15 protein-coding genes are annotated in these 26,653 nt (G+C 57.1%); 5 read left to right on the top strand and 10 right to left on the bottom strand.

The window, feature by feature from the left end; translation table 11 throughout:
- Positions 1 to 182: 182 nt before the first annotated feature.
- On the bottom strand, positions 183 to 1,466 hold the full coding sequence (gene glyA / locus ACZA91_RS17045; RefSeq protein WP_463183625.1) for a serine hydroxymethyltransferase: 1,284 nt from the start codon (positions 1,464 to 1,466) through the stop codon (positions 183 to 185).
- Between the two features lie 108 nt (positions 1,467 to 1,574).
- On the opposite strand from glyA, the gene ACZA91_RS17040 reads away from it, so the two are divergent.
- Positions 1,575 to 1,952, top strand: coding sequence for a hypothetical protein (locus ACZA91_RS17040; protein ID WP_463183623.1), 378 nt, complete (start codon positions 1,575 to 1,577; stop codon positions 1,950 to 1,952).
- Positions 1,953 to 1,988: 36 nt separating this feature from the next.
- On the opposite strand, the gene ACZA91_RS17035 is transcribed toward ACZA91_RS17040, so the two are convergent.
- Positions 1,989 to 4,721 (bottom strand): CHAT domain-containing tetratricopeptide repeat protein, encoded by a 2,733-nt coding sequence (locus ACZA91_RS17035; protein WP_463183621.1) that lies wholly within the window; start codon positions 4,719 to 4,721, stop codon positions 1,989 to 1,991.
- A gap of 178 nt (positions 4,722 to 4,899) precedes the next feature.
- Here ACZA91_RS17035 and ACZA91_RS17030 point away from each other — a divergent pair, with 178 nt between their 5' ends.
- Together ACZA91_RS17030 and ACZA91_RS17025 are read left to right on the top strand one after the other, a co-directional pair.
- Positions 4,900 to 5,139, top strand: coding sequence for a 2TM domain-containing protein (locus ACZA91_RS17030; RefSeq protein WP_099534230.1), 240 nt, complete (start codon positions 4,900 to 4,902; stop codon positions 5,137 to 5,139).
- Positions 5,140 to 5,150: 11 nt separating this feature from the next.
- The gene (locus ACZA91_RS17025) at positions 5,151 to 6,974 is read left to right on the top strand and encodes an O-linked N-acetylglucosamine transferase, SPINDLY family protein (RefSeq protein WP_463183618.1); all 1,824 of its coding nucleotides are present in this window, start codon (positions 5,151 to 5,153) and stop codon (positions 6,972 to 6,974) included.
- A gap of 18 nt (positions 6,975 to 6,992) precedes the next feature.
- On the opposite strand, the gene ACZA91_RS17020 is transcribed toward ACZA91_RS17025, so the two are convergent.
- From ACZA91_RS17020 to ACZA91_RS17010, 3 genes are all read right to left on the bottom strand, one after another.
- Positions 6,993 to 7,538 (bottom strand): hypothetical protein, encoded by a 546-nt coding sequence (locus tag ACZA91_RS17020; protein ID WP_190527223.1) that lies wholly within the window; start codon positions 7,536 to 7,538, stop codon positions 6,993 to 6,995.
- A 139-nt stretch (positions 7,539 to 7,677) separates the two neighbouring features.
- Positions 7,678 to 8,601: a tyrosine-type recombinase/integrase gene (locus ACZA91_RS17015; RefSeq protein WP_190355410.1), complete on the bottom strand. Its 924-nt coding sequence runs from the start codon at positions 8,599 to 8,601 to the stop codon at positions 7,678 to 7,680.
- A gap of 353 nt (positions 8,602 to 8,954) precedes the next feature.
- Positions 8,955 to 9,572 (bottom strand): LysE family translocator, encoded by a 618-nt coding sequence (locus ACZA91_RS17010; RefSeq protein ID WP_463183615.1) that lies wholly within the window; start codon positions 9,570 to 9,572, stop codon positions 8,955 to 8,957.
- 500 nt (positions 9,573 to 10,072) lie between these two features.
- Here ACZA91_RS17010 and ACZA91_RS17005 point away from each other — a divergent pair, with 500 nt between their 5' ends.
- The gene (locus ACZA91_RS17005) at positions 10,073 to 15,343 is read left to right on the top strand and encodes a translocation/assembly module TamB domain-containing protein (RefSeq protein ID WP_463183613.1); all 5,271 of its coding nucleotides are present in this window, start codon (positions 10,073 to 10,075) and stop codon (positions 15,341 to 15,343) included.
- Positions 15,344 to 15,388: 45 nt separating this feature from the next.
- Here ACZA91_RS17005 and ACZA91_RS17000 read toward each other — a convergent pair whose 3' ends face one another.
- The 4 genes from ACZA91_RS17000 to ACZA91_RS16985 form a co-directional block, all read right to left on the bottom strand.
- Entirely contained in the window at positions 15,389 to 16,354 is a 966-nt protein-coding gene (locus ACZA91_RS17000) for an Hpt domain-containing protein (RefSeq protein WP_143473099.1), read from the bottom strand.
- Positions 16,355 to 16,456: 102 nt separating this feature from the next.
- Positions 16,457 to 17,683 (bottom strand): 2'-O-glycosyltransferase CruG, encoded by a 1,227-nt coding sequence (gene cruG / locus ACZA91_RS16995; protein ID WP_463183611.1) that lies wholly within the window; start codon positions 17,681 to 17,683, stop codon positions 16,457 to 16,459.
- Between the two features lie 313 nt (positions 17,684 to 17,996).
- Positions 17,997 to 18,926, bottom strand: a complete 930-nt coding sequence (cruF, locus tag ACZA91_RS16990; protein ID WP_463183608.1) for a gamma-carotene 1'-hydroxylase CruF — start codon at positions 18,924 to 18,926, stop codon at positions 17,997 to 17,999.
- A 220-nt stretch (positions 18,927 to 19,146) separates the two neighbouring features.
- Entirely contained in the window at positions 19,147 to 23,619 is a 4,473-nt protein-coding gene (locus ACZA91_RS16985; protein WP_463183604.1) for a PAS domain-containing protein, read from the bottom strand.
- A gap of 1,140 nt (positions 23,620 to 24,759) precedes the next feature.
- Between ACZA91_RS16985 and ACZA91_RS16980 the strand changes: the two genes are divergently transcribed.
- Positions 24,760 to 25,191, top strand: coding sequence for a DUF4332 domain-containing protein (locus ACZA91_RS16980; RefSeq protein ID WP_463183602.1), 432 nt, complete (start codon positions 24,760 to 24,762; stop codon positions 25,189 to 25,191).
- Positions 25,192 to 25,262: 71 nt separating this feature from the next.
- Here ACZA91_RS16980 and ACZA91_RS16975 read toward each other — a convergent pair whose 3' ends face one another.
- The gene (locus ACZA91_RS16975; RefSeq protein ID WP_190527235.1) at positions 25,263 to 26,555 is read right to left on the bottom strand and encodes a homoserine dehydrogenase; all 1,293 of its coding nucleotides are present in this window, start codon (positions 26,553 to 26,555) and stop codon (positions 25,263 to 25,265) included.
- Between the last annotated feature and the right edge of the window lie 98 nt (positions 26,556 to 26,653).

Raw genomic sequence — 26,653 nt, 5'->3', positions numbered from 1 at the left:
CCAAAAATTCCCAAGAAAAAGGGCAGGCCTTTGGCCTTGCCCCTTTCAAAAAAACTAAGATTGATGCGCGACTTGCTCAACCAATTAACGAAGACAAACGAAGACAAGAGTCTCAAACCCTTTGCCCCCCCCCGCAACTGCGGGTGTTTGGCAAGTGCTGCCTAACTCTTTGCAGGTAGCTTCTACGCCAGGGCTGGCAGTGCCACCCGCAGGTGGGGATAGAGCGGGAAGCGATCGCACAGGGCCGCCACCCGATCGCGGCAGGCTTCTTCCACCGACGCATCAGCGGCGTTGATCAGCCGCTCGGCGATGATGTCACCGATTTCCGTGAACTCCGCTGCGCCCATGCCGCGTGTGGTCATGGCCGGCGAACCCAACCGGATGCCGCTAGTCACAAAGGGCGATTGGGGATCGAAGGGCACGGTGTTTTTGTTGGCGGTGATGTTGATTTCACCCAACAGGCGATCGGCTTCCTTGCCGGTCATTTCGATCGAGCGCAGATCCACCAGCACCAAGTGGTTATCCGTGCCGTCAGACACCAGCTTCAGGCCACGCGCCTGCAACTGAGCACCCATGGCCTGGGCATTGGCAATCACCTGGGCAGCGTAGGTTTTGAAATCCGGGCGCAGGGCTTCCCCAAAGGCCACAGCCTTGGCAGCGATCACATGCTCCAAGGGGCCGCCTTGGCTGCCGGGGAACACCGATTTATCAAACTTCTTGCCCAACTCCTCATCACGGCACAGAATCAAACCACCGCGAGGGCCGCGCAGGGTCTTGTGGGTGGTGGTGGTCACCACATCGCAATAAGGCAGGGGGTTGGGATGCAGGCCAGCAGCCACCAACCCGGCGATGTGGGCGATGTCGGCCATCAGGTATGCGCCTACTTCATCGGCGATCGCCCGGAATTGGGCAAAGTCGATCGTCCGAGGATAGGCGGAATAGCCACAGATAATCAGCTTGGGCTTGTGTTCGATCGCCAGCTTGCGAATCAGATCAAAGTCCAGTTGCTCGGTTTCGGGGCTTACGCCGTACTGCACCACGTTGAACCACTTACCGGACACATTTACCGGCGAACCGTGGGTCAAGTGGCCACCATGGGACAAGTCCATGCCCATGATCGTGTCGCCCGGTTGCAGCAGGGTCAGGAACACGGCGAAGTTGGCTTGCGCGCCCGAGTGGGGTTGCACGTTGGCCCAAGCCGCGCCGAACAGTTCCTTCACGCGATCGATCGCCAACTGCTCCACCCGATCGACGAATTCACAGCCGCCGTAGTAGCGCTTGGCGGGCAGGCCTTCCGCATATTTGTTGGTCAGCACCGAGCCTTGGGCCGCCATCACCGCCGCCGAGGTGAAGTTTTCGCTGGCAATCAGTTCCAGGTGGTCGCGCTGGCGCTGTAACTCGAGACCGATAATTTCGGCCACGAGGGGATCGGATTCGGCCAAAAAATCCAGGTTCGTGCGAGTCACGATGTCAGTTTCCTTGCTTGTTGCGTGGGGGTTGAAAGGGCTGGGGCGAGTGAAGGTCGCGCGATCGATCTGGCTCGGGTTTCGGGTTGCGAGCGCGATCAGCTAACTGTGGCGAAAACACCCCAAGCCAATCATCATACGGCCGATTGGACGGCGGGGCGATCGATCCATAATGCAATCAGCAGTTTCACCAGCCCCGACGAGGCGCGATCGATCATGGTGACGTGGAAATCTTTAAGTGAGCAAGCCGAACAACTGTCCTGGCGCGATCGGCTGATGTTGATCTGGCAACTGGTGCGATCATTGGGGCGGCGATCGGCTCAAGCCCAATCATCAGAAACGCAATCAGCTTGGGATGCTTTTCAACCATTTGTGGGTGTTGTTGATGGGCCTGAAGACCTATCAACAAATCCCGCCTACCTAGAAGGTTACGGTGAGCCTCATTCCAAATTGAGCGATCACCTTGATCAGGATCATCAGTCATGACTGATTTGGCAGCAATGATGCAGCCATGATTCAGGGTTAGTTCGTATCCCCGATCGCCACGAAGGCCGCCCAGTTTTGGGGCCCGGGATATTGCTCCCGCACCTGCAACATGGCCGATCGCAACGCCACCGCCGGATCACTGCCCGCTGCTCGCTCTGCATAGAACGCTTGCATCATCAGCGCCGTGGGTTCATCCGGCACTTTCCAGAGACTCGCCACCACCGTCGGCACACCGGCCTTGAAAAACGCCCGTGCCAAACCGACCACCCCTTCACCGCTGACGGTTCCTCGGCCCGTGTCGCAAGCACTCAGCACCGCCAGCCGCGCTTGCAAATTGCGATCGAAAATTTCCGCGATCGTCAATCGCCCGTCCTCATTGCCGCCGGGAACCAGAGCCAACCAACTTTCCAACCCGCCATCGGCCGTTCTGGGCACAACCCCATGGGTCGCAAAATGCAGCAGACCCGCGCGATCGATCCGTTCTTTCACCTTCGATTCGGTGGCTTGGGCCCCAATTAAAGGCGTAGCATTCAGGGTTTGGGCGATCGCCCGGGCCTCCGCCTCTGCGCCCTGCAACGGGTTCAAATTGTCCGGCATCGGATCAGGATTGCCCACAATCAGCGCCGGGCCGTTGCTGGTTTGGGGACGGCGGGCCGCTTCCGCCAACACCGACACCGAAGGCGCAAAGGCCAGAGTGTGGCGATCGATCAAAAATTTGCCCGACTCATCCCGTAGGGCCGCAAAGGGAACCACCGCCAATTCACGGTGGGGAATGATGATCAATTTGCTGCCCGTTTCTGTGGGTAATAAATCAGCGATCGGCTTGATCAACAGGTCATAGCCTTGTCGTAAATCCGTGGGATTTTCAGTGATCTGTTCGTTGCCCGTTCCTCGTAATTGATTAGCAAGATCACTCAGGCCTTGATCATTGCCCCGCATACTGATTAACCGCAGGGTAACCGCACTGTTTCGCAAAGCTTCCGCCGTTTGACCCAGACCTTTTGCGGATTCGGGTAAGGGAACTTTCCGAAAGGCGATCGCCCCCTGAGGCGGAATCACCCAAATATATAGCTCTCCCCAAACGGCGGAATAGTGAATAATTGTGCCCTTTTGCTGTTGGGCGATCGACTGCATTTCAGCAGCCGTAAGAGATGAATTTTGGGATGTGGAATTGGATTGCAAAAAAGACAGCAGCGATCGGGCCCGACCGCGATCGGCAACGACAACCCCTTCAGTCGTTTGATTCATGGCGATCAAGGTTTGTTGCAAAGCTTGATAAACATTTTGTTGGGTTTCCAGCAGCGAGGTGCGATCGCGATCGTTCTGACCCAAATCAGCTTGAATTGCTTCCAACAGATCTAAGCTGGACTGCAACGCTTTGGCGGATTCTGCCAATCGATTGGTATAGAAATTGGCAAGACCAAGATTGCTGAATGTCATGGCTGCCACCTCGCGATCGCCAATGGAGCGGGCGATCGCCAAGGACTGTTCGTAATATTCAATGGCACGCTGATATTGATTAAGAGCGTGGTAAGCCATTCCGAGGACAGTCAGGGAGTAAGCGGCTCCTGCTTGGTTGCCAATTTTGCGTTTAATCGCTAGGGATTGTTCGTGATAGGTAATGGCGCGTTGATATTGCCCGAGGTCGTGGTAACTGTTGCCCAAGCTGCTCAAAACCACGGCTTCACTTTCTCGATCACCGATCGCCCGCTGAATGGCTAAGGCTTGCTCGTAATAATTAATCGCTTGCTGATGCTGACCCAGATTGTTATAGATATTGCCTAAATGATTCAGAGAAATGGCTTCTCCGCTGCGATCGCCAATTTCGCGCTTAATCGCCAGGGCTTGTTCTTGATAATTGATCGATCGTTGCTGCTGACCCAGGGAATTGTAGATTTGACCAAGATTACTCAGAGAAATAGCTTCTCCGTTGCGATCGCCAATTTGGCGCTTAATCGCCAGGGCTTGTTCTTGATAATTGATCGATCGCTGATATTGACCCAGCAAATTGTAAATAGTGCCAAGACTACCGAGTGAGATGGCTTCTCCCTGGCGATCACTCAATTGGCGATTGAGGACTAACGATTGCTCATAATAATCAAGGGCACGCTGATAGCTTCCCAAGGATTGGTAGGCTAATCCCAAACTTCCCAGAGTTGCAGAAATTCCTTGTTGATTGCCATTCGCGCGGTCAATTTCTAGGGCTTGTTCATAATAGGTAATGGCGCGTTGATATTGTCCCAAACGGTTATAGACATTGCCCAAACTGCCGAGGGAATCGGCCAGACCGGATCGATTGCCCAATTGACGCTCGATCGCCAGGGATTGTTCGTAATAGGTAATGGTGCGCTGATAGTCTCCGAGGGATTGATAAGCATTGCCCAGGTTATGGATCGACTGGGCGACTCCCTGGAGATTGCCCCGTTGGCGATCGAGCGCTAGGGACTGCTCGTGATACTCAATGGCGCGTTGGTATTGACCCAAAGCATTATAGGCATTGCCCAAATTACCGAGGGCCGCTGCTTCCCCGCTCTGAGACCGAAGAGCGCGATAAATCTGTAGTGCGGCTTCCCAGGACTGAAGGGCCGCCCGAAACTGACCGGTTCGGTATTGTTGAATTCCCTGTTGCAACAGCCGATCGGCCGCTGGTTTGGAGGGCAAATCCGTAGGCGACTGGGCGGGTTGTGCCGATCGAACCGGCTGGGGCAGGGCGATCGCGGGGATTGCGCCCAACAGCCACACCAACCCGCCCAACCAGAGTCCACGCATGGCCCATTTCCCCCGCACTGGATCGCCTTGCCACCCACCATAGCCTCAACCCAATCGCGATCGCCCCCTCAACCAGTTACAGCCGACCGTTGATTCACCCCAACCGCGATCGCCCCGGCAGACCATGGCAGAATGAGAACCGGTTTTCCGTCCCAAATCGCAACCCGGTAACTGTCCTATGCCTCCCCGTTGGCCCCGTGAACCCGATCGCGCCGATCCTGAATATCGCAAACTCGACGATCGGATGACCTTTGCGACCCACGTGGCGATTTTTGCCGCCAGTAACTCGGGTCTGTGGTTTTTTGAAACCCTGAACCGGGCGAGTGATCCTTGGGCCGTTTGGGTCACCCTGGGCTGGTTGGGAGCCTTGACCCTCCATGGGGTTTATATCTTCGCGATCGCGGACTATTCCGCTTAGATGGGTTGCCCATGACTGCGCTGCTAGAGGCGATCGAACAAGCCCTGGATCATTGGGATCGTCAGCCCTTTGCGCCGGAACCCCTGGCCCAATTGCGGGATCTGCGTCGTCAATTGGCGGAACAGTGGTTGGCCACGCCGGACGCAGCCATGGCGACCCAATGGGAAACCGGCCGCGCCGCCCAAGCGGCCCTTTGGGATTGCAACTTGCGCTATGAAGCCTTGACCCCCGAGGAACGCCAGTGGCTGGAGCCGATCGAGCGGGAATTGGCCGCCACTTGGCCAGCTCCCCGCCTCCAAGCGGTTTGGGCGATCGCCCTCTATCAACGGGCCGAAACCTGGTTGCCCGATCTGCATGGGTTACAACTGCCGCCTTGGGCGATCGAACCCTTTTTTGACTATTGCTTGGCCTTTCCCTGCTTTTTTCGAGAATTGGGCGAGGTTGATCGCTATGCCAACTTCACCATCACCCTGGTGGACTATTTACATGAACAAATTTTCCGCTATCCACAATCGGCACAATGGCAAAAAATCGCCCTGACGTTTAGCAATTTGGCGAACCTTGTCCCGCTTTATTTTTGCGATCGAAATTTGCGATCGACCTTTGCCAAACGGGCCGCGATTTTGGAATTTTCCCTGCGGTTAGCGGGCCATCAGTTGGAATATGATTTTGCACCCCGACCGCCCGATCGCCCCAAGATTCGACTCGGAATTCTGAAAACCAACTATTTATCCCACCCGGAAACCTTCACAACCTTTCCGGTGTTTGAGTGGCTCGATCGCGATCGGTTTGAAGTGATTTTGTATGTCATTGATCGCGATCCAGATCTGCTGGATGCCTATCAACAACGCCGATCGGAAGATGCGATCGTGCCGCTGGTGGGTGATTTAAAACAACAGGTGGCCCGAATTCGGGAAGATGATTTGGATTTGCTGTTGGTGGCCACGATCGTCACCAATTCCCTACATCGGGTGTTGATGATTGGGGCCCATCGGTTGGCGCGGGTGCAAATCCATTCCGTCTCTTCCCCCGTCACCAGCGGCATGACCCATATGGATTACTACCTGTCGGGTCAGCTCACGGAAACCGCCAGCGCCGCCGCCCATTATCAGGAAAAATTGCTCTGTGTGTCGGGGCCGGCCCACTGTTTTGACTATTCCTTGGAAGCCGCCGAACCGCGATTGGTCATCGATCGGGCCAGTGTGGGGATTCCTGGGGGGGCGATCGCCTTTGTTTCGGGAGCCAATTTATATAAAACTATCCCCGAACAACGGGAAACTTGGGCGAAACTGCTGGCCCAGTTTCCTGATAGTTATCTCTTGCTTTGTCCCTTTGGAGCCAGTTGGAAGCGCAACTATCCCAAGGTGCAATTTTGGCGGCGCTTGCGGGAAACTTTGGCCGCCCACGGGGTCAATCCCGATCGAGCCATTGTGTTTGACCAACTGCCCAGCCGGGCCGATGTGAAAGCGGTGTTGCAACTGGCTGATATCTATCTCGATTCGTTTCCCTTTGGTGGGGCGAATTCCATTGTGGATGCGATCGAGGTGGGGTTGCCGGTGGTGGCCCGCGAAAGCGACTGGTTTCGATCGCGCCAAGGGGCTGCCATTTTGCGCGATGTGGGTTTGGGGGATTGGGTTGCCCGCTCAGAGGCAGATTACCTGGCTCTGGCGGGGCGTTTGGCGGCGGATCCAACCCTGCGGCAATCAATTCGCCAGCACCTGACCCGAGCCTTGGCCCAGCCGCCGCGCTGCCTGGATAGTCGAGCCTACGCGGCCGAGGTGAGCCAGCAGTTGGTGCGGGTGTTGGAACAGTGGCAGGGTGATCGGGTTGAGTGACCGATTTCGTGACCGAACCTAGGGCGAGCTTTGGCCGTCGCCGGTCGATCGTTGCATTTGCAGCAGCGACCCGTTGTAAGGGTTCGGCAAGTCCTGTGTCCGAATCCAGGGATCCGACAAGCTTTGGCGTTGCAGCACTTCGTAATACAGGCGGCTGATGTTGCGGCTGTCGGCATTAGTGCCCTTTTCGGGGAACGGCAGCCCTAGGATGACTTGCAACTGTCCCCAAATCGTTTGATCGGTTTGGGTTGGGGGGTTGTGGCGATAAAACGTTGCGTCAAAGGCTTGGGGAATGGTGGTGATCGGAATGGCGGCCGATGAACGACTGCCGGGCGTACCGGTTTGTACCGTGCCGCTGCCCAAGGGGTCGTTTGGCCCCGGCACAATGACCCGATCGCCATAGTCAGCCGACTGGGCCAGGGCGGGACCCACGCTCAAAACCGTGGCGGCGATCGCCGAGCCGATCACAGTAGCCCAAGTGGTGGTCTTCATTTGCTTTGCTCCTAATCGATCGCAGTCTTGCATCGTGCTCGATCGCTTCTCAGACGGCCGCCCACGAGTCACGGGCCAATGGCTCCAAAGATCAGCCCCATCTTGCCACGGGTTCCCGAAAGGATGCAATGGACAGGAATTTTGCAGAATTTTGCAGAATGCTGTTGCTAACTCATTTGCTAACTCATTTGCTAACTGCTTGGCCAGCTCCTTAAAGATCCAGATAGCGCCCGGAACTGTCCTGGGGGCGGGCATGGAGATAGCGGCCCGTGGTGGCAATGCTGGCATGGCCCAGGGTGGCTTGCACCAGGTGAATCGGCGCACCCCGATCGAGGCTGTGGCTGGCGTGGGCGTGGCGCAACCAGTGGGGCGAAACATTGGCCTCAATGCCCACTCGCTGGGCCGCCGATCGCACAATTCGCATCAGTTGCGAGGGATCCAGATGCCCCCCCTTGCGGCTCCGAAAAATCGGGTCTTGGCGATGGGGCAACGGTTCGATCGACTCGCGATAGGCCTGGAGTTCTTGCCAAAGGGTTGGTGGCAGCAACACCGCGCGGGTTTTGTTGCCCTTGCCATAGACCGTCACTTGGCCCCCATCCCCTCGGGGTTGCAAATCTCGCCAACACAGTCCACAAAGCTCACTAGCCCGCACCCCGGCCGCATAGAGCAATCGCAACATTAATCGATTTCGGGGCTGGGGTTCTGCTGCCAGCATTTCTTGTACCTGAGCTTCACTTAAAATCCGCTCTGAAAGGGTGTCTTTCGTGCTGGGGACTTTAAAAGCCACCGCCGGATTGTCGGGAGCCAGGCCCATTTGATGCGCAAACCGCAGCAGGGATTTAATCGCCGCGATCGAGCGGCCCATGCTGCTCGGAGCCAGTCGATCGCGCTCCAACTCATCCAAAAACCCCTGCACATCAATGGCGCTCACCTGCTCGATCGGGCAATCCACAAAAGCCAAAAACCGCAGGGCCTCCCGCTGGTAATAGCGACGGGTGTGGCGGCTTTTGCCATGGAGCCACAGGGCCAGGAGCCGCTCATGGGCCGGTGAAAGGGGCAAATCAGGGCGATCGACCCGATCGGCTTCAGGCCGTGAGCCGATCGATTTTCGAGAAGTGCCGCCCAATTTCGCCATGAAACCTTCCCTCGGAACCTATTTCATAATCATCATAATTGTTTGAAAAGAAGTTTAAATTCTCAAAGCCTATAGCAACCGAGTTTTAAGCAAATACAGCCCTTATCTCGATTACTAAGCATAGTAGCCCGTAGGGTGGGCACTGCCCACCGAGCCGTTGCTTCATGGTATCTGTGATATGGCGTGCCAATTATTTTAGGTAAAGGCTGTATCTAGGATATCGAAAAAGCAAAAATTGATCTGCTGTTGATCTGAGTGATGATCACTCAAATCATTCGATTGATCGATAAAAATAAGGGCTACCGATCAATCAAGACAAGGGGCTTAAGCCCCTTGCTCCCAGGTGGTTGAAACTATGATCGAAAAATGACCACCCATCCCACCACAATCATGATCACCGCCGCCACCCGATTCATCATCACCCCCAGCCGTTGACCAAAACGCAACCTCGCACGACTTGCAAAATAGGCATATCCCAATTTAACGCCACCCACCGCCAACGCCGCAATTGCCATCAGAATCAGAATATCCAAGGTTGTCAATTGCTTCAAATTAACAAATGCTGGCAAGAACCCTAAATAAAACAAAACAGCCTTTTGATCACCCAAAGTAATCGCTAAACCGGTGATGAAATGCCCCCAGTTGGATGGCTGCACAGAAATAGTTTTAGCGGGTTCCAATTCCTCCGTCTTACTCAAGGAGTCATGACCAATAGGCGATCGCCCCGTTGAACGCCACAACAAACAGCCGATCGTCACCAAATAAGCGCCGCCCAAATACCGAATGATGGCGAAAGCACTGCCTAGCGATTCAACCAACAGAGTCAACCCAAAAACCGCCAGCAAAATCAACAATAAATCCCCCAAAACAATGCCCAGCGTTGTCCAAACACCTGGCCGGAATCCCCCTTGCGCCGCTGCCGCTACCACCGTGAACACACTAACGCTGGGTAATGTGGCTAGGATTGTCATTACCCCAAAGAGTGCAATTAGGTTAGTCCATTCAAGATTCATTTAAAGCACCAAATTTATTGAGCAAATTTAAAAGTTGATTTAGTGACTAAATTTGTTTAATGAAATTCTAAATTAATAAATTACTTAAGATGACAATTCTACAAATTACTTAAACTACTCAGAATTTGCCTTTATTGCACCAACTGTAACGCAAACAGGCGCGATCGCCCCTGCAAACCAGCCCAGCAGCCGCCATGATCATGATTGTGGCCTATAAATTGCGATACAAAACCACAAAGCTAAACCACAAGGCTAAAAAACCAGCTAGGCCGCGCCGATCGCCCCGTTGCGCCCAACCAAGGCCAGCCCTCGATCGCCAACCAAGACCCCATGGGCAATCCAGAACTTGGAACAGTCAACAAGACCAGCGAAATGAGTCGTCTATGATATGCACAATCGTGCAGCGGGGCTGATGGCTAGCTCGCACGGGGTGAGGAGTTGCACCGGGTTTCAGAGCTATGCAGTCGCCAGGAAATTTGCCCGATCGGGAGCCGGATCAGCCCTCCGAGCTTGAGCCATCCCCCCCCGGATCGCGCCGTCCCCAAAGGAATCGAAGATCCCTGTGGCGTTGGGTGGGACGGGCGGCCGTTTTGGGGTCAATCGGGCTGGTGGCCGGGGGGCTGGGGTTTGGTTGGTATTGGCTGCACTATCGATTTTCGGATTTTTTGTCCGCGGCCCTCAGCGATGCCCTGATGCGGCCGGTGAAGGTGGGGCCCCTGACGGGATTGTCCTTGGGCGGGCTGACCTTTGGGGAATCGGCCCTGTTGCCCACCGCACAGGATCCTGATCAGGCGAAAGCGGGCGCGGTTGAAGCGAGGTTTGATTTTTGGTCGATCGCCCAGTTGCCCAATTTGCTAGGCGATCGCGTCATCCCGATCGCGATTACCTTTCGGGATCCGTCGGTGTATGTGGAGCAAACCAACGACGGCAATTTATTTGAAGTGCGCTTGAAGTCGGGCCCTAAGCCGCCCTTTGAGCTGCGTCCCAGTCGTTTTGAGTTCCAAAATGCCCAGGTGACCTTGGTGCCTGCGCCGGCCTTGGTGAATCGGCCCCGGCGATCGACCCCGCCGTTGCCCGTGAAGATTGTGGCTTCCGGTTCGGCGGATTTGGAGCAGTGGCGTGCTGGCCAGCCGGAATTAACGCGGTTTTCGGTGTTGGGAACCGTGGGGCAAGTGCGGCCCGGACAATTTGACCTCAAAGGAGAGTTCAAAATTCCGACCCAGGAGTTGGCGGTGCGATCGCGCCTGCAAAACCTGGATGTGACCGGATTGGCCCAGGCCATGCCCGCTCCGATGACGATCGAGCGGGGACGGGTGGATGGGGTGGCCGATGGGCGATATCAATTGGGAAAAAGCATTCCGGCGCTTCAGGGCACGCTGCAACTGCGAGATTGGCGCATCACCAGCCCCCTCGTGCCCAAGCCCATGGCCCTGGCCACGGGGCGGTTGCGGTTGCGGGGGCCCGTCGTGACGCTGGATCAGGCCCAAGGTCAATATGGATCCTTGCAGGCGATCGCGAATGGGCCGGTGGATTTTTCGGGAACGGTGTTGAATCTGCAAAATCCCCTCAAAACCACCCTAGAGGCTAAATATGATGTGACGTTGCGGGCGGAGGCATTGCGGCCGGCGGATCTGGCAACCACGCTCGATCAGACCTTGCCTCTCCCGATCGTGGGGCCGGTGGAGGTGAATGCCAGGCTAAGGGGAACGCTCGATCGCCCGCAAATTACCGGCAATTTCGTCTCGGTGGGCGGCTTACGGGTCGATCGCCTGGCCTTTCGGCGCGTTCAGGGCAATTTCTCCGCGATCGGCCAAGAATCGGAACCGCCCAAAAATTCGCCCCTTCGCCTGTTTGAAAATTGGCAAAGTCGGTTAGTGCGGGCCTTTCCCCTGGCGGCCCGGCTCGATCGGCTGAGAGTTGAACCAACGGCCGGGGGGGCAATCACCGCCGATGGTTCGGCCCGTCTGTTGGCGAATGGGGCCTTGGATCGGTTGGGCATCGATCGGCTGTCGGCCGATTGGCGGGTTCAGGATTTGCCCCTGGCCCCGATCGCCCAAGCCTACGGCCTAAATTTACCCCAGGATCCGGGGCCGGTCTCCGTCACGGGGCGATCGCGCGGCAACCTAACCGCGCTGGACACGGAGGCCCGCACGGAACTGCTGGGCGGGCAAATCACAACGGCGGTGCAACTGCGCGATCGGGCTTGGGCCGGTTCGGCCCGGCTGCAAAATCTGCAAGTGGGGCGGGTGATTCCGCAACTCTCGGGTCAATTGACCGCCACAGCCCAAGCTCGGGGCACTTTAGATCGCCCCTTGACGGGTTTGGCTGTCCAGGCGGCGGGCAACTTGCAGAATTTAGCCGGTGGCAAGCTGGATTGGGCCGCCCAGGCCACGGGCGATCGTTGGCAATTGCAAACCCAATTGGCGGGCATTCAGTTGGCGCGGATTGTGCCCCAAGCCACCGGACAACTCAGCAGCCAGGTCACGGCCCAAGGAACCGTGGCCGGCCTGCTGGCCCGCAATCCTGCTTCGATCGCGGCCCAAGTGACGGGGCAACTGAGGCCGGGCGATCGCTCCAGTTTGTTAACCGTTGCCCAAGCCAACTACCTCAACCAACGGCTGCCGATCGACTTTGCGGCCCGTTGGGATGGGCAAGCGATTCGGCTCGATCGGGCTGTGGGGCCCGGGTTGCGGGCTGAAGGGTCTTTGTTTCCCAACATTCCCCCACAACTGGCCGGCTTGCCCACCCTCCGCCACTTGGATTTGCAAGTGGCGGTGCAAAACGTCAATTTGGAACCCCTGCCCGGTTTGGTTCCCAATCTAATTCCGGCCGGGGTGCGGGATGCGTTTCGCGATCGGCCCCTGTTGGCGGGGCGGGCGAATTTTACCGGCCAGATTAATGGCCCTCTAGCTGGTTTACGGGCGATCGGGACGGCCAACTTGGTGGGGTTGGAAGCGGCGGGCGCAAACTTTAACCTGCTGATGAGTGGGCCCGTGGACGTGAGCTTGCATCGGGGATTGTCGATCGACCTGCGGGGCGAGTCCGATCGCCTGGCCCTGCGGCTCGATCGACAATTTCTACCCACCGGCTTAGATCTGCAATGGCAAGGGGCCACCGCCACCGGCCGCCGCCAAGGGCGAGATTTCTTGGCCGAGCTGGCGAATTTGCAATTGGAGCGGTTGCGTTGGCCCGCGGCCCTCACGGAACCGGCAGGCATTCCCCGAGGGACGATCGCCGCCCGAGCACGCCTGAACCTCGATCGCTTCACCGCCCAGGGTCAAATCAGCGCTGAACAACCGGGCGTGGGAGTGGCCTTTGGCGATCGATTCACCGGCCTGTTTGGGTATGCCAACAACCGCGCCGTACTGACCGATGGCAAATTGACCCAAGGGGACAGTGAATATCTGGTGGGGGCGGAGTTGGTGGTGGCCGCTGACCCGCGCTTCAAGGGCCAGGTGCAAGCCCGCAACGGCAAGCTGGAAACCCTGATTCGGATCCTGCAACTAACGGATTTTGAATCCGCGGCCCAATGGGCCAAAAACCTGCGGCCGCCCACCTATGCCGCCGCTGCCCAGGTGGCTCCCTTGGCGGTGGAAATGGCTGACCAACCCCTTTCCCAGCAGTTGCGGAAGTTAGCGGAAATCAAGGCCCTGCTGAACCAGTCGATCGCCGATCGCTGCAATGCCAGCCCGATCGCCAATCTCGATCGAATCCGGGGCGGATTTGGGGCCAATCTCACCTTCAATGGCAGCGTGCAAACGGGCATTGCCGCCAAGTTCAATCTCTCGGGTCGCGACTGGAGTTGGTTACCGGAAGAGGCCTGTAGCCTGGCTCAAGTGGCCCTGAATGCGGATCAGGTGGATATTCGCGGCGACTTCCAAGACAACACCCTCACCCTGGCCCCCTTGGAATTTCGCCGCAACGATATCCTGCTGGCCTTTGCGGGGCAAATTGGCAAAACCCAATCGGGTCAATTTCAGCTCACCAACTTTCCCGCCGAATCCCTGGAAAATATTCCCCAAGTCCGTGAACTTTACGGTCGCACCGGTTTGCCCCGCCTCAGCGGCCGGGTGAATATCACGGCAGCCCTGGCCGGCACGATCGACGATCCAAGGGCCGTGGGGCAGGTGGTGCTCAACAGCGGCAAACTGAACAACACCCCGATCGAAACAGCCACCAGCAACTTTAGCTATGCCCAAGCGCGGCTGAATTTCAGCAGTGCCGTGGCGGTGCAAGGCAGCCAAGACAAAGACCCGATCGCGATCACCGGCAGCATTCCCCAAAAGCTCCCCTTCGCCAAGGTGGAACCCGACAACGACAGCCTGCGCCTGAATGCCGAATTGGAAGATAAGGAATTGGGGTTGGCGAGCTTGCTGATTCCACAATTTCAATGGCTGGGCGGCCAAGGGCGCGTGCGGCTGAGTGTGGGCGGAACCTTGGCCCAACCCCAGGCCACCGGAGAGGCCCAGTTTGCCAACGCGGCGATCGGGTTGCAGGGTCTCTCCCAAACCATCACCAACATCAACGGCCAGGCCACCTTCACGGGCGATCGACTGGTGGTGAACGGCATCAACGGAGCCTTTGGCCAGGGACAAATTCGCCTAGCGGGCATCTTGCCGATTGCCGACACCAAAGCCCTAGGGCCCAATGATTCCCCCCTGAACGTGGCTTTGGATCAATTGCAGCTTAATGTGCGGGATCTCTACGAAGGAGGCGTGAACGGCCAAATCAGCATCACGGGCACGGCTCTCAAGCCGATCGTCGGCGGCAGCCTGGGCCTGGTCAATGGTCGGGTGATCTTGCCCACGGATCCGGCGGCCCTGATGGCCAGCACGCCCAATGCCGCCACGGTGGGGATCACCCCGCGCTTCCAAAACCTGCAAGTGAACTTGGGCCGGGGTTTGCAAATTTTGAAATTGCCTGTCCTGAATTTCCTGGCGGAGGGGGGATTGGAGCTGAACGGAACCTTAGCCGATCCGCGTCCCAGTGGCCGCATTCGACTGCAACGGGGCTTAATTAACCTGTTCACAACGCAATTTACCCTGGAGCGCGGCGAACCCCAATTTGCGGAATTTCGCCCCCGATCGGGTCTGGATCCTTACCTGGATGTGAAGATGGTGGCCTTTGTGCCCGACTCCAGCCGCAACCCCCTGCAAACGGACAATACCAGTGGCTTCAATCCCGCCGAAATTCGAGAAAGTGTGGTTGGATCCATGGGTTCCGCTCGCACCGTTCGGATCAAGGCCACCGTCCAAGGCCGCGCCAGCCAACTGCTCGATCAAATTCGCCTCACCAGTCGGCCCGCCCGCAGCGAGGCGCAAATTTTGGCCCTGATTGGTGGCAGTCTAATCAACACCTTTGACGATCGCAGTGGTGGTGCCGTGGTGCTGGCTAACTTGGCCGGCGCTGGGTTGCTCAACAACATTCAAACCAACATTGCCAGCGCGATCGGGCTGACGGATTTTCGGATTTATCCCACCACCGTCACCGCCCGGCCCCGGGGCGACAACAACCGGAACGATCGAGCCACCGCCCTGGGCCTCGGCATTGAAGCGGGCATTGACCTGAATAACAACCTCTCTGTTTCGATCGCTCAGATCATCTCGGAAATTAACAACACCACCCGTCTCAATTTGGACTATCGCCTCAACGACGACACCGTAATTCGCGGCTCCACAGACTTTGCGGGCGAGTCGCGTCTTTCGGTGCAATTCGAGCGCCGCTTTTAGGGGGCTAGTTCACCGTTGATTAACCCCCAGCATCTTGCAGCGCACCTAGCGAGCTGCCGCTGCCAAATAGCGGGCAATTTCCATCAGTTGATCCTTGGGGAACGTGGAAATCAGAATCCGAGCAGCACCCTTGGGATCCCGAGGAATGCTGACTTGGCCATTGGCCGGGGCTGGGGCCGGAGTAGCGGCCGGAGCGGCTGGGGTCGCGGCGGGAGCGGCCGCAGCGGCTGCGGCGGCCGGTGGAGCAAATTTTTGGAGTTCGGGGCCCAGGGTGATGCTGTGGCCTTTGCCCCCGGCCATTAACTCAGTGGCCTGTTTCAGATCCCGCACCACGATCGGGGCGATCGCATTGAAGGGCACTTTGGGATGGGCGATCGCCCGGCGGGTGGCTTGGATCAGGGTTTGCCAAGTGGCATAGCCATCACCCAATTGCAGCAGCTTTTGACAGAGGCGATCGAGCTGTGCGCGCAACTCCGGCGTGGCCGGTTGCTTAAACAGCACCACCATTTGCTTCAGCGCTTCCATCACCAACGGGCCAAAATTGGCCGGCAGGGGTTTAGCCGCTGGGGCAGGCGCTGGGGCAGGTGTTTCCGGTTCGCCCGCCGCCCGCTTCTTAATTCGTTCGTATAGAGCTTCTAGGGATGGGCGCAGACTGTCCACCGCCGGAACGGCCTGCTCATCGTTGTAAGTGCCACCCTCCAGGGCCCGGGTCAATTTCTCCAAAAGGGCGACACCGTTTGCGAAATCTTGCTGATCTCTGTTATCTAACTTGATAGGGTTTTCGCGCAGGAACTTAAAACAGTTTTCAAGCAACAAAGCTAGGTGGCGCATTCCCTCAAAGCCAAGCATGGCCGCACTGCCCTTGATGGTGTGGGCGGCTCGGTAGATGGTGTTGCACTCCTCATATTCTTCGATGACTGCTTGCAAGTTCCCCAGGGCCGCCTGCATCGCCTCCAGATGCTCATTGGCTTCCATGATGAAGTACTTGACAACTTGTTCGTTACCACTCACGGGCGGCACTCCTCGCGACGACAGGACGGAAGCAGCGGCCGGGCTAGGATCCAGGGCAATCAAAAGGGGGGCAAAACCCCTGGAAGATGTGATGCCGCTGAACTAGCCCGCGTTGGTTGGCACGGCTGGGGAATAGCTACGCCCGCGCCACTGCGTCGGCGTTTGCACCGATGATAGCCCAATTCTCAGGGCGGCCAAGGGATCCGCCAAGGGCGACAGAAAGAAAAGCCAGGGAAGCTTTGCGCCGCTGAGGTTATAGGACGGTGCGATCGCCCAATTTAAGGCAAATCGGATGAGCAACAGTGCCAGATTCAGGCCCCAGGCGGCGGTTACCAACCAGGAAGCACTGGCACAGGCCGGCCCGAATAATAACAATACCAAGGGTAAGGGCAAGCCCTGCACTGCTAACAAAAAGAGACAATCCCCCAGGGTTTGGGCCCGGGGGCTGGCATCCTTAAGATCGAGCGATCGGCCCCACTCTTTCCAGGTTTCGGCGGCCCCTTCATACATGCGCACCTCGATCAGCTTGCCCCCATCCAAAAAGCCCACCTTCATGCCCTGGGCCGCCGCCGCCCGCGCCAGGGTCACATCATCACAAAAAGACCCCCGAGCGCTGCTGTAGCCGCCCAAGTCCACGAGCCGATCGCGCCGCACCAAAAAGCATTGACCATTGGCCATGGTGCGAGTGGGCCCCCCGATCGAGCTGCCCGCCGGCCCAAACCGATACACCAGCGTCATCAACAGGGCCGGTTGCAAAATCAGCTCACCGGGCGTTTGCAGCAAAAAGCGCGGCGAAAAAGAAACCAGATCATAGCCCCCCGCTTCGGCCGCTGCGATCGCCGCCGACACCAAGCCCGCCTTGGGCCGAGTATCCGCATCAATCCCCAAAATCCAACGGCTTTGTTCGTTGCTGTGGCGAAATCCTGTGTGCAACGCCCAGGGCCGCCCCACCCAATCTCCCGGCAGGGGATCATCCGGCAACAATCGCAGGCGGGGATCTTGGCGACCGGCGGCCTTCACCAACTCCGGCGTGCCATCGGTGGAGTCGCTGTCAATCACCAAAATTTCCCGCACTTCGTAGCCCTGAAGCCCCAAGCCCGTGAGGCAGGGCCCCAGCCTGGCCGCCTCGTTCAGGGTGGGCACCAGGATGCTGACGGAACCGAGCTGGTCGTGGGTGGTGTCCCTGGGTTGCAGGGGCTGTTGGCGACCGGGGCCTTGCATTAACCGAGCCAACAAAATGGCAACGGCCGGAAGCTGCACCAATAACAACCCAAGGGCGATCGCCCCCCAAACTACCGCTCCGGTCTCAGTTTCAGCTCCGGTCACCATGCTGCTGTTCTCCAGTGGGATTGATCGCAGTGGGATTGATCGCAAAGGGCGATCGAAACAAGGCGCAATATTAAAGCGCAATACAGGGCAAAATGCATCAGCCCAAGGGGGTTGTGAACACCCGCGAGGCTCTCAACGTGAATTTTACAGGGGGCTTGTGGCCAATTGGAGCTTGCCTGCTTGGCTGAATGCTTCATCGAATAACAACCCCCCGCACCCGCTCAGAGGGGATTGGGGGGAGAAGATTGGGGTTATGTTGCGATCGGGCGATCGGCCAAAAGTGGCCAAGTTCCCGTTCGTTACTGAGTAACCACTACTTAGCAACCACTTCCAGCGGGGGAGCATTCAGAGGCTCGGTCTCCGTCGGTTCCGCCTTGGGAGCCTCCGTCGGCGCGATCGCCCACAACAGCACCGCCGGCAACACCCCGATCGCCACACTCATCATCGTGGGCACCAGGAAGCCCGGATCCAGCGAAAACACCGTAATCGCTGCCCCAAAGGCAAAATTCACCAGATAGACAATCACCGGAACCGTCAGTTGCGATCGGGTCAAATTCAACCGCTGACCACGCCACAACAGCGCCGCCACCGACATAAACACCATCCCCGTCGCCACCCAACCCGACAGGTTGCGATAGGGCATTCCAAAGAACTCGCCAATTTCCTCAAATTCCCAGAAGGGCAGCGACGTTTGGCTCATGGCCGGATCCAACACCAGATCCCAAGCCATCAGCAACACCGCGCCACCCACCACGGCTCCCGCCTGGCGCAGCAGCCCCGGCAAATTCAAACGCTCCAGCCCCACCATCACCAGCAGGTAGCAAACCGCACCCATATAAAACCAAGACAGCGGAATCGTGAACGGCACTAAACCCGCAACCTTGTATCCCAACCCCGACAGGTAGTGATAGTGGCCAAAGGGGAAGCCAGTGCTGGTTCCGAGCAGTTCGCTACCCAAGGACAAGCCCACCGAGGGCAAGAAAAACAGCAACATCCGTTGCCAACCCAAAACGCGGGCCAGGTACAGGGCAACGGCCGCTGCACCCAGGATGATGTAGCCAACACCCCCCTGACCCATACTCCATTGAAAAAACTGGATTCCAATGGGCGGCAAGCTGGCGATCAGGTCAGGACGAGGCAAGACGTACAGCAACCCAGCCAGGCCAAACGCCATGGCAATAATGTGACCTATCAGGCAAGCGCGCTCAATCAACGAGAGCGGCTGTTGGGGCAGTGACTTCATGACACTCCTCAAAGTTTCGAGACACCGATCGCATCCGGCCAGTCGGGCCCGGATGGTGTCTAACTAGTTTACGAATCTTTAAGAGAATTTTTTAAAAAAGATGAGATTTTGCCAATCCGGGGCCGATCGCTCCCTCGGATTGTGGCAACCTCGGCGGGATTGTTCCCCACGGAAAGCCTTGGCCCAAGGGATAGTCTTCAAGGAATCCAGAGGCCAAGCCCTAGGTTTCCGGATGGGCCGCCGGGCCCGTTTGGTGGTGTGGAATTTCAATGATGAACGTGGCTCCCTGGCCGGGCGCAGATTCGCAAATTAAGCGGCCCCCGTGGCGCTCCGTCACGATTTGATAGCTGATGGACATGCCTAGCCCCGTGCCCTTGCCCACGGGCTTGGTCGTAAAGAAAGGATCGAAGAGTCGTTGCTGGATGTCTGGGGCGATGCCTGGCCCGTTGTCTGACAGTTGAACTTGCACCCAACGGGAGTCGATCGCCCGGGTCGTGATTGTGATTTGGCTCGGATGGTCTTTGATGGCTTCGGTGTCGCGGAGGCGATCGCGCTCTTCAAGGGCATCGATCGCATTCACCAAAATATTCATAAACACCTGATTGAGCTGTCCGGCATAGCATTCCACCCTTGGTAAAACACCGTATTGCTTCACCACCTGAATACCTGGATGCTCCGGCTTCGGTTTCAGGCGATTTTGCAAAATCAGCAGGGTGCTATCAATTCCCTCGTGCAAATCCACCTCCTTCACATCCGCTTCGTCGAGTCGGGAGAAGTTCCGCAAGGAGGAGACAATTTCGCGAATTCGATCGGTGCCCACCCGCATGGATTGCAGGAGCTTGGGCAAATCTTCCGCCACAAATTCCAAATCCACTTCCTCAATCAGGTCGTTGAGGTCTGGGTCTGGGTTGGGAATTCGTTCTTGATAGGCTTGCACAATTTCCAGCAGGTCTTCCGCGTAGCGATGGGCATGGCTGAGGTTGCCATGGATGAAGTTCACCGGGTTGTTGATTTCATGGGCCACGCCCGCCACCAACTGCCCCAAGCTGGACATTTTTTCGCTTTGGATCAGTTGATTTTGCGTATGTTGCAAATCCAGCAGCGCCGCTTCTAGGTCGGCTGCCTTTTGTTGGAGGGCATCTTCGGCTTGGCGACGCTTGGTGATGTCGATCGAGGTGGCCACAATTCGATAAACGCGCCCCTTCTTGTCAAACAGTGGATTCAGGGTGGTCAGCAGCCACAGATGTCCCTTCTGGGTGGTGACATACTCATCCTGAACAATGGTTTGGCGTTGGTCTACGCAGCTCCAATAATGGGCTTCCATGATGGCTCCGTACTCTTCGCCAAACACTTCGGTGGGGGTGTGGTGATAGACCCGGGACTCGTGCAGTCCGGTTAAGCGGGCGCTGGCCGCATTCCAACCGATATATTCCAACCGGCGATCGGGCAGGACGGCCAAAACAAAAATGGGATATTCCACCCCGTCAAAGATGGTGCGCAGGAAGGCCTCGCGATCGAACAGCTCCAGTTCCGCCAACTTGCGATCGGTAATATCCGTGTGAACCCCCACCCACTCATAGACACTGGCCACATCATCCAGAATCGGCACGGCCCGCACGCTCATGTAGCGATATTGCCCGTCATAGCGTCGCAGCCGGTGCTCCAGGGTGAAGGGCTGTTTGCTGATGATGGAACGAGACCAGGCGGCCTCCGTGGCGGCGCGATCGGCTGGGTGAATCGCATTCAGCCAACCCCAGCCCAACAAATCCTGGCGCGATTGGCCCGTAAAGGCCCGCCATTTGGGCTGATCGGCCGCAAACTCTCCCAGGCGGCTGGTGACCCAAACAATTTGCGAGGTGGCCTCAATCAGAGTACGGAACCGCACTTCGCTCCGGCGACGGATGGCCTCCGCCTGTTTGAGATCGCTGATATCCATCAAAATGCCGTAGACCCGCACGATTTGGCCATTGGCATCTCGCTCCGGCAGTCCCTTGACCCGGAAGTAGCGCGATAACCCGTTAATTTGCTCGATGCCTTCGAGTTCCAGATCGTAGGATTGACCGTCGCTGAGGCATTCTTCAAACGCCATCTGCAAACGTTGCTGGGAGGAGGGGCTGTAGAGAGAAATCGACTGATCAAACTCCGGCACACCTTCCTCGATCGGGTAGTTAAAGAGCCGAAAAATTTCCTCTGACCAACTGACTTCACCGGTCGCCACGTGATATTCCCAGGAACCCAAATGGGCCACGCGCTGGGCCTCTTGCAGGCTCTCGGTGAGGCGACGGAGCCGCTCTTGGGCTTCGTAATACTCCGTCACGTCATACATCACGACCATGGCCCCGATTTGGTAGCCGTCGCTTTCCCGCAGAGGTTCCGAATGGCAAACAATTCGATGGGGGTCTTCGTTGGCCACATGAACCACCATCTCGAAATCATGCACCGATTCCCCTAGGATCGCCCGGCTCAAGGGCATTTGGGCCGGAGCGATCGGGGTGATGCCATCCGGCTCCAAGACGGTGCAGAGGCTCATCCACTCTTCGGGCAAGAGTCCTTGCAGGTTGCAGTTGTACCACTGTCGGGCCGTGTGGTTGGCGAGGGTGATGCGCCCAGCCATGTCACAGGCCATCACCCCGTCGGAAACGTTATCCAACACCAATTGCATGAGCGATCGCTCCTGTTGCAGGGCCACTTCAGCGGCCTTGCGATCGGTGACATCCAAAATCAATCCATCCCAGATCGATCGCCCATCCTTGAGAAACCGTCCCCGCGCGGCGGACTGGAGCCACTTCACTTCCCCTTGGGGGGTAATGATCCGATATTCATACTGCCAATCGGCGCGGGTTTCAATGGCAACCCGAATGGATGTTTGAACATTGAGCAAGTCATCGGGGTGGGTCAGCGTCCAGAGACTGAGGGGGTCGTTTTGGCCGCGTAAGGGGTCAATGCCATAGACCTCCTGGCAACCGGGACTGAGATACAAAAAACGTCCCACGGGATCATTGCCGGACGTTTCGTACTGATAAATCACGCCGGGTATGCTGCCCGCCAATCGCTGGAACCGATCGCGCATTTGCTCTAGGTTTTGCAGCGCCAACTGTCGATCGGTAATGTCCAGCAGCAACCCATCGGCATGTAGCGTGCCTTCTTCGTCCAACACCATGCGCGAAATGCCCTGGATCCAGCGCAATTCACCCGAGGGCAACAAAATTCGATATTTGTGTCGCCATTCCAGACCATGGTTCACTGCTCGCTCCATGGATTCTGCGAAGATGGCCACATCATCGGGATGCACACAACCCCACATAACAGCCGAATCCGCCAGGATCGCATCCGGCTCCACATGGAAGATTTCGCGCACCCGGGAGCTGATATAGATAAATTCTCCTAGGGGGTCGCCGGTTCTGCGTCGATACTGGAAGACAATGCCCGGCAGGTTATCGGCAATTTGTTGAAACCGGCTGTTGGCCTGGCGCAAGGCCGTTTCGATCCGCCGCTGCTCCGTAATTTCAACCACGATCGTCCCGATCGCGCTGATGGTTCCTTCTCGATCCCAAATTGGGAAATAGGACAGGTTCCAAACCCGATCGGGGTCGGGGTGATGCAGTTGGGCCCCGGTCACCTCCAGGTTGGAAATGGCCTGGCCCGTTTGCCACACCTCTTCATAAATGTGCTCCAAGTGAGGGGCTAGGTTGGGCGCGGTGGCCTGCATCGTTTGTCCGAGGTGGTCGGCCACCGTGAGGCCATTCAACTCGGACAAGCGATGATTGGCTTCCAGAATGCGATAGTGGCGGTCGGTAATCGCAATCCCGATCGGGGCCGCCGCAATCAGCGACTTCAGCAACGCCTGCTGCCGCAACAGCTCCTGTTCAGATTGGTAGCGCTCCGTCACATCCTCGTAAATTGCCATCAGATACTGCGGGCGATCGCCGTTCCAAATGGCAATGCGGCGGCTTTGTAACCAACGCTGCTCACCACCAATCCGCATGGGCATTGGCGGCTGATCCAAAATTTGTCGTTGTGCCAAGGCCGCCCGATCGCCCGATCTCAACTCCGCCGCCTCTTCCGGCGCAAACAGCTCATCCATGGGCCGGCCCAACAAATCCGCCGCCGCCACCCCAAACAACCGCTCGGCGGCCGGGTTCAGGGTGCTGACTCGTAACTCCGCCGCCTCCTTCACCACCACCGGCATCGGCAAAGCATCCAACACCGCCGACAGGAACCGTTGAGTGCGCCGCAGCTCCTCCTCCGCCTGTCGCTGTTGCGTCACATCAATCACCAAGCCATCCCAAAGCGTCCTCCCATCGGCCAAGCGTTCCGGCCGGGACACCAAGCGCAACCAACGCTCTTTCCCCGAGGGCAACATGAACGGCCCTTCCCAGTGAAAATCCGACAGGTTTTGCCGCGATCGCTCCGTAGCCTGCATCAGGGTTTCCCGATCGGCCAGCGACAACATCTCAATCGCCTGGATCATCCCCTCCGGTTCCACCTCGAATAGCTCACGACAGCCGATCGAGGCGTAGGGAAACGTCATTGCGCCCGCCGCGTCTACTTGGAATTGGTAGACCACGCCCGGTAGGTTTTGCGTTAAACGATCAAACTGAGTTTGCTGCTGACGAACCTTCAGGCGCAGGGTTTCTAGCTCTTGCTGAAGAGCATTGAACACTTCTGGTTCCAGAACAATCGAAGCAGTCATGGCAGGCGCAGGATGGGGAGAAGGAGCAACTAGGAAGCAACTAGCGATGAACTAGAGCCAATTGGTCAACCTCAGTGGGTGAATCTGAAGAGCAATTAGAGCCAATTGGTCAACCTCAATTGATCAATTTCAAGTTGATCAGCTTGCAATGGCGAAATATGAGCGAAACATGATGAAAATTCAGCAAAAACACAAGCAAAACACAATATTTTACGACCTTGCTTCATGTCATGGTTTGTACCTTAGTTGCAAAAAAAAAATCCATAAATTTGCTGGCGGCAATTGGCAGAAACTGACAGCAATTAATCACCATTGATTCATGACTCAATCATAATCATCCGTAAAAACATCCATGATTGCCATGCACGATCGATATTTGCGATTAATGATTACCATTCATCATGGTCACTAGCGATAGTCACTGATTATTGCATCCATAGAAATTGATCATTTTCCCCGAAACTAATCAACCATCGGATTACAAAATCCGTGAATGCTGATTAATGATCTAGAAACAGTCGATCGGGGCAGGGTTTTGGGGCAGGATTATGGAATTGAAGACAAAATGCAACCTCAATTCGTGAAATTGCGCCCCAGGATTGCTCCAAAAGATCACCAATCTCCAAAACCCATACCCAAAACCAAGGCAGGACGTAGACGTTAGCAACTGAGCTGGCAAAAACGAAAAACCCAGCAGGGCTGACTCAAGGCGCTGCTGCCCAAGGGTTGGCTAGCATTTGTTTCGTTTTTGTGAATGAATTTTCGGGAACCCGGATGATTTGACCCGATCGACCTGAGTTCAGCCTATTGACGCAAATCCGGGAGTGATGCATTTGCTGATAGTCTAAGTCTATTCATCCACGATCCCCAAGTATGAGGATGCCAAAGCTGTTTGAGGCTTGGAGATTGCAGCTCGAAAATGTGCATCGGGATCGTGCCTCGGAAATGCGCAATCGAATCTTCAAATTGCAGCATTGGGTAGAGCAGTGACGGGGTTGGCTGCGATCGAGAGAGCATGAAGGCGGTGGTTATCCCTCGGACTCTCAACAAGACGGAAGAAGCACCCAAAACCGGACGATTTATCCATGCATCACCCGTGAATCATTATCACTCTTTGCAGCATAAGGGAGCGTAATTAAAATGGCTCAGCGGGCGATCGCCCAATGGTGGCCCTTGGCTCAATTGCCGGGGCTGAGTGCGAAGGACTTGTTGCAACTTCAGGAATTGGGACTGGTTGATACCCGATCGCTCCTGCGATCGGCTGCGAGTCGCGACCAACAACGAGCGATCGCCGCCCAATTGCAACTCCATGAGCACCATGTGCGTAAATGGGTTGCCCTGGCGGATTTGGCCCGGGTTCCCAGCGTGGGACTAGATCACTGTGGTTTGCTGCTGCATTCAGGCATCATCAGCACCGTGCAACTGGCACAGCAACCGGCCCACAAACTCCATCAGCAGGTGTTGCGGTTGCATGTGCGAGAGTTGCAGCAGCGCAATCTCTGTCCTGACTTAGGCAAAGTGACGCGCTGGATTTTGCAGGCCCGAGAGGTGCTGGGGCGATCGTCGTCCTGATCGTCTCCCCCGATTGCGTGAATCCCCGGTGGATTCCAGAGTGAATCCCCGGTGGATTCCGGCGGCGATGGCTAAATCACGCGCAGAACACTGGCTACCGATCGAATGGCATCGCTGGCGTGAATGTCAGCCAGGGCGGCACGGAAGTCCCCTTCTCGCACCGCGTGGGTAACTACCACCACTTGGGCTTCGTCGCCGTTCACCTCCGTTTGCACCAGCGATTCCAAGCTGACCAAACGGTTCCCAAAGCAACTGCCGATATGGCCGATCGTGCCGGGGCGATCGCTCGTCAGGAAGCGAACATAGAACCGGGTTTCCAGATCATCCAGTGAGGCGATGGGGCAAAAATCGCTGTGGCTACAAGCCAACATGGGATTAATGACCGGTGTGGCCCGCTCGCCCGTGGCTTGCATGGCCGCCGCCACATTCAACACATCGGAAACCACGGCGCTGGCGGTGGGGCCAGACCCGGCCCCAGGGCCAAAGAACATCACCTGCCCGATCGGCTGGCCTTCTACAAAAATTGCATTGAATGCGCCGTCCACACGGGCCAGGGGGTGGCTGTGGGGCACAAGGGTAGGATGCACCCGCAGCGATACGGCAGGCCCCTGGCGACGGGCGATCGCCAGCAGTTTGATCGCAAAGCCCAACTTGTCCGCGTAGGTAATATCCGTGGCGGTGATGTTGCGAATACCTTCCGTATGCACCGCTTCCCGTTTGATGCGACCTCCGAAGGCTAGGGAGGCCAGGATTGCGATTTTGTCGGCCGCGTCCAGGCCGTCCACGTCGGCGGTGGGGTCGGCTTCCGCGTAGCCCAACCGTTGGGCATCGGCAAGCACATCGCCAAAGTCGGCTCCTTCGGCGGTCATCCGCGACAGGATGTAGTTAGTCGTGCCGTTGATGATGCCGGTGATTCCATTGAGCCGATCGCCCCCCAGGGATTGCTTCAGGGGTTGAATGATGGGGATGCCACCGCCCACGGCCGCTTCCAGCATCAGATAAACCCCCGCTTGCTTGGCCGCATCAAATAGCTCTGGGCCAAAGCGGGCGATCGCGGCTTTGTTGGCGGTCACCACATGTTTTCCGTGGCGGATGGCTTCCAACATCAGCGATCGCGCCGGTTCCAGTCCGCCAATCACCTCCACCACAATGTCCACATCGGGATCGGTGACGATCGATTGCAAATCGGTTGTGAGCTGTTCGCGGGGAATTTCCACCGGCCGGGGCTTATCGAGCGATCGGGCCCCCACCCGATAGAGTTCCAACGATTGCAGGAGCGGGCTGCGGCCGGTCGCGTCCAGCAAAATCTGCGCCACACCCGCTCCAACGGTTCCGAGACCCAACAGACCGACTTTGAAACCCACGACTTTTCCCAACTTTCTCTAAACAATTCGTCCTGGGTCAGGGCGGCCACCCACGGGAGCCACTGACGGAGGAAACACCCGATCGCGATTTGGGGCCG

It is taken from the genome of Limnothrix sp. CMB-01 (assembly GCF_055193175.1).
The sequence above is the reverse complement of the archived record's forward strand: the minus strand, read 5'-3'. Positions and strand labels throughout refer to the sequence as shown.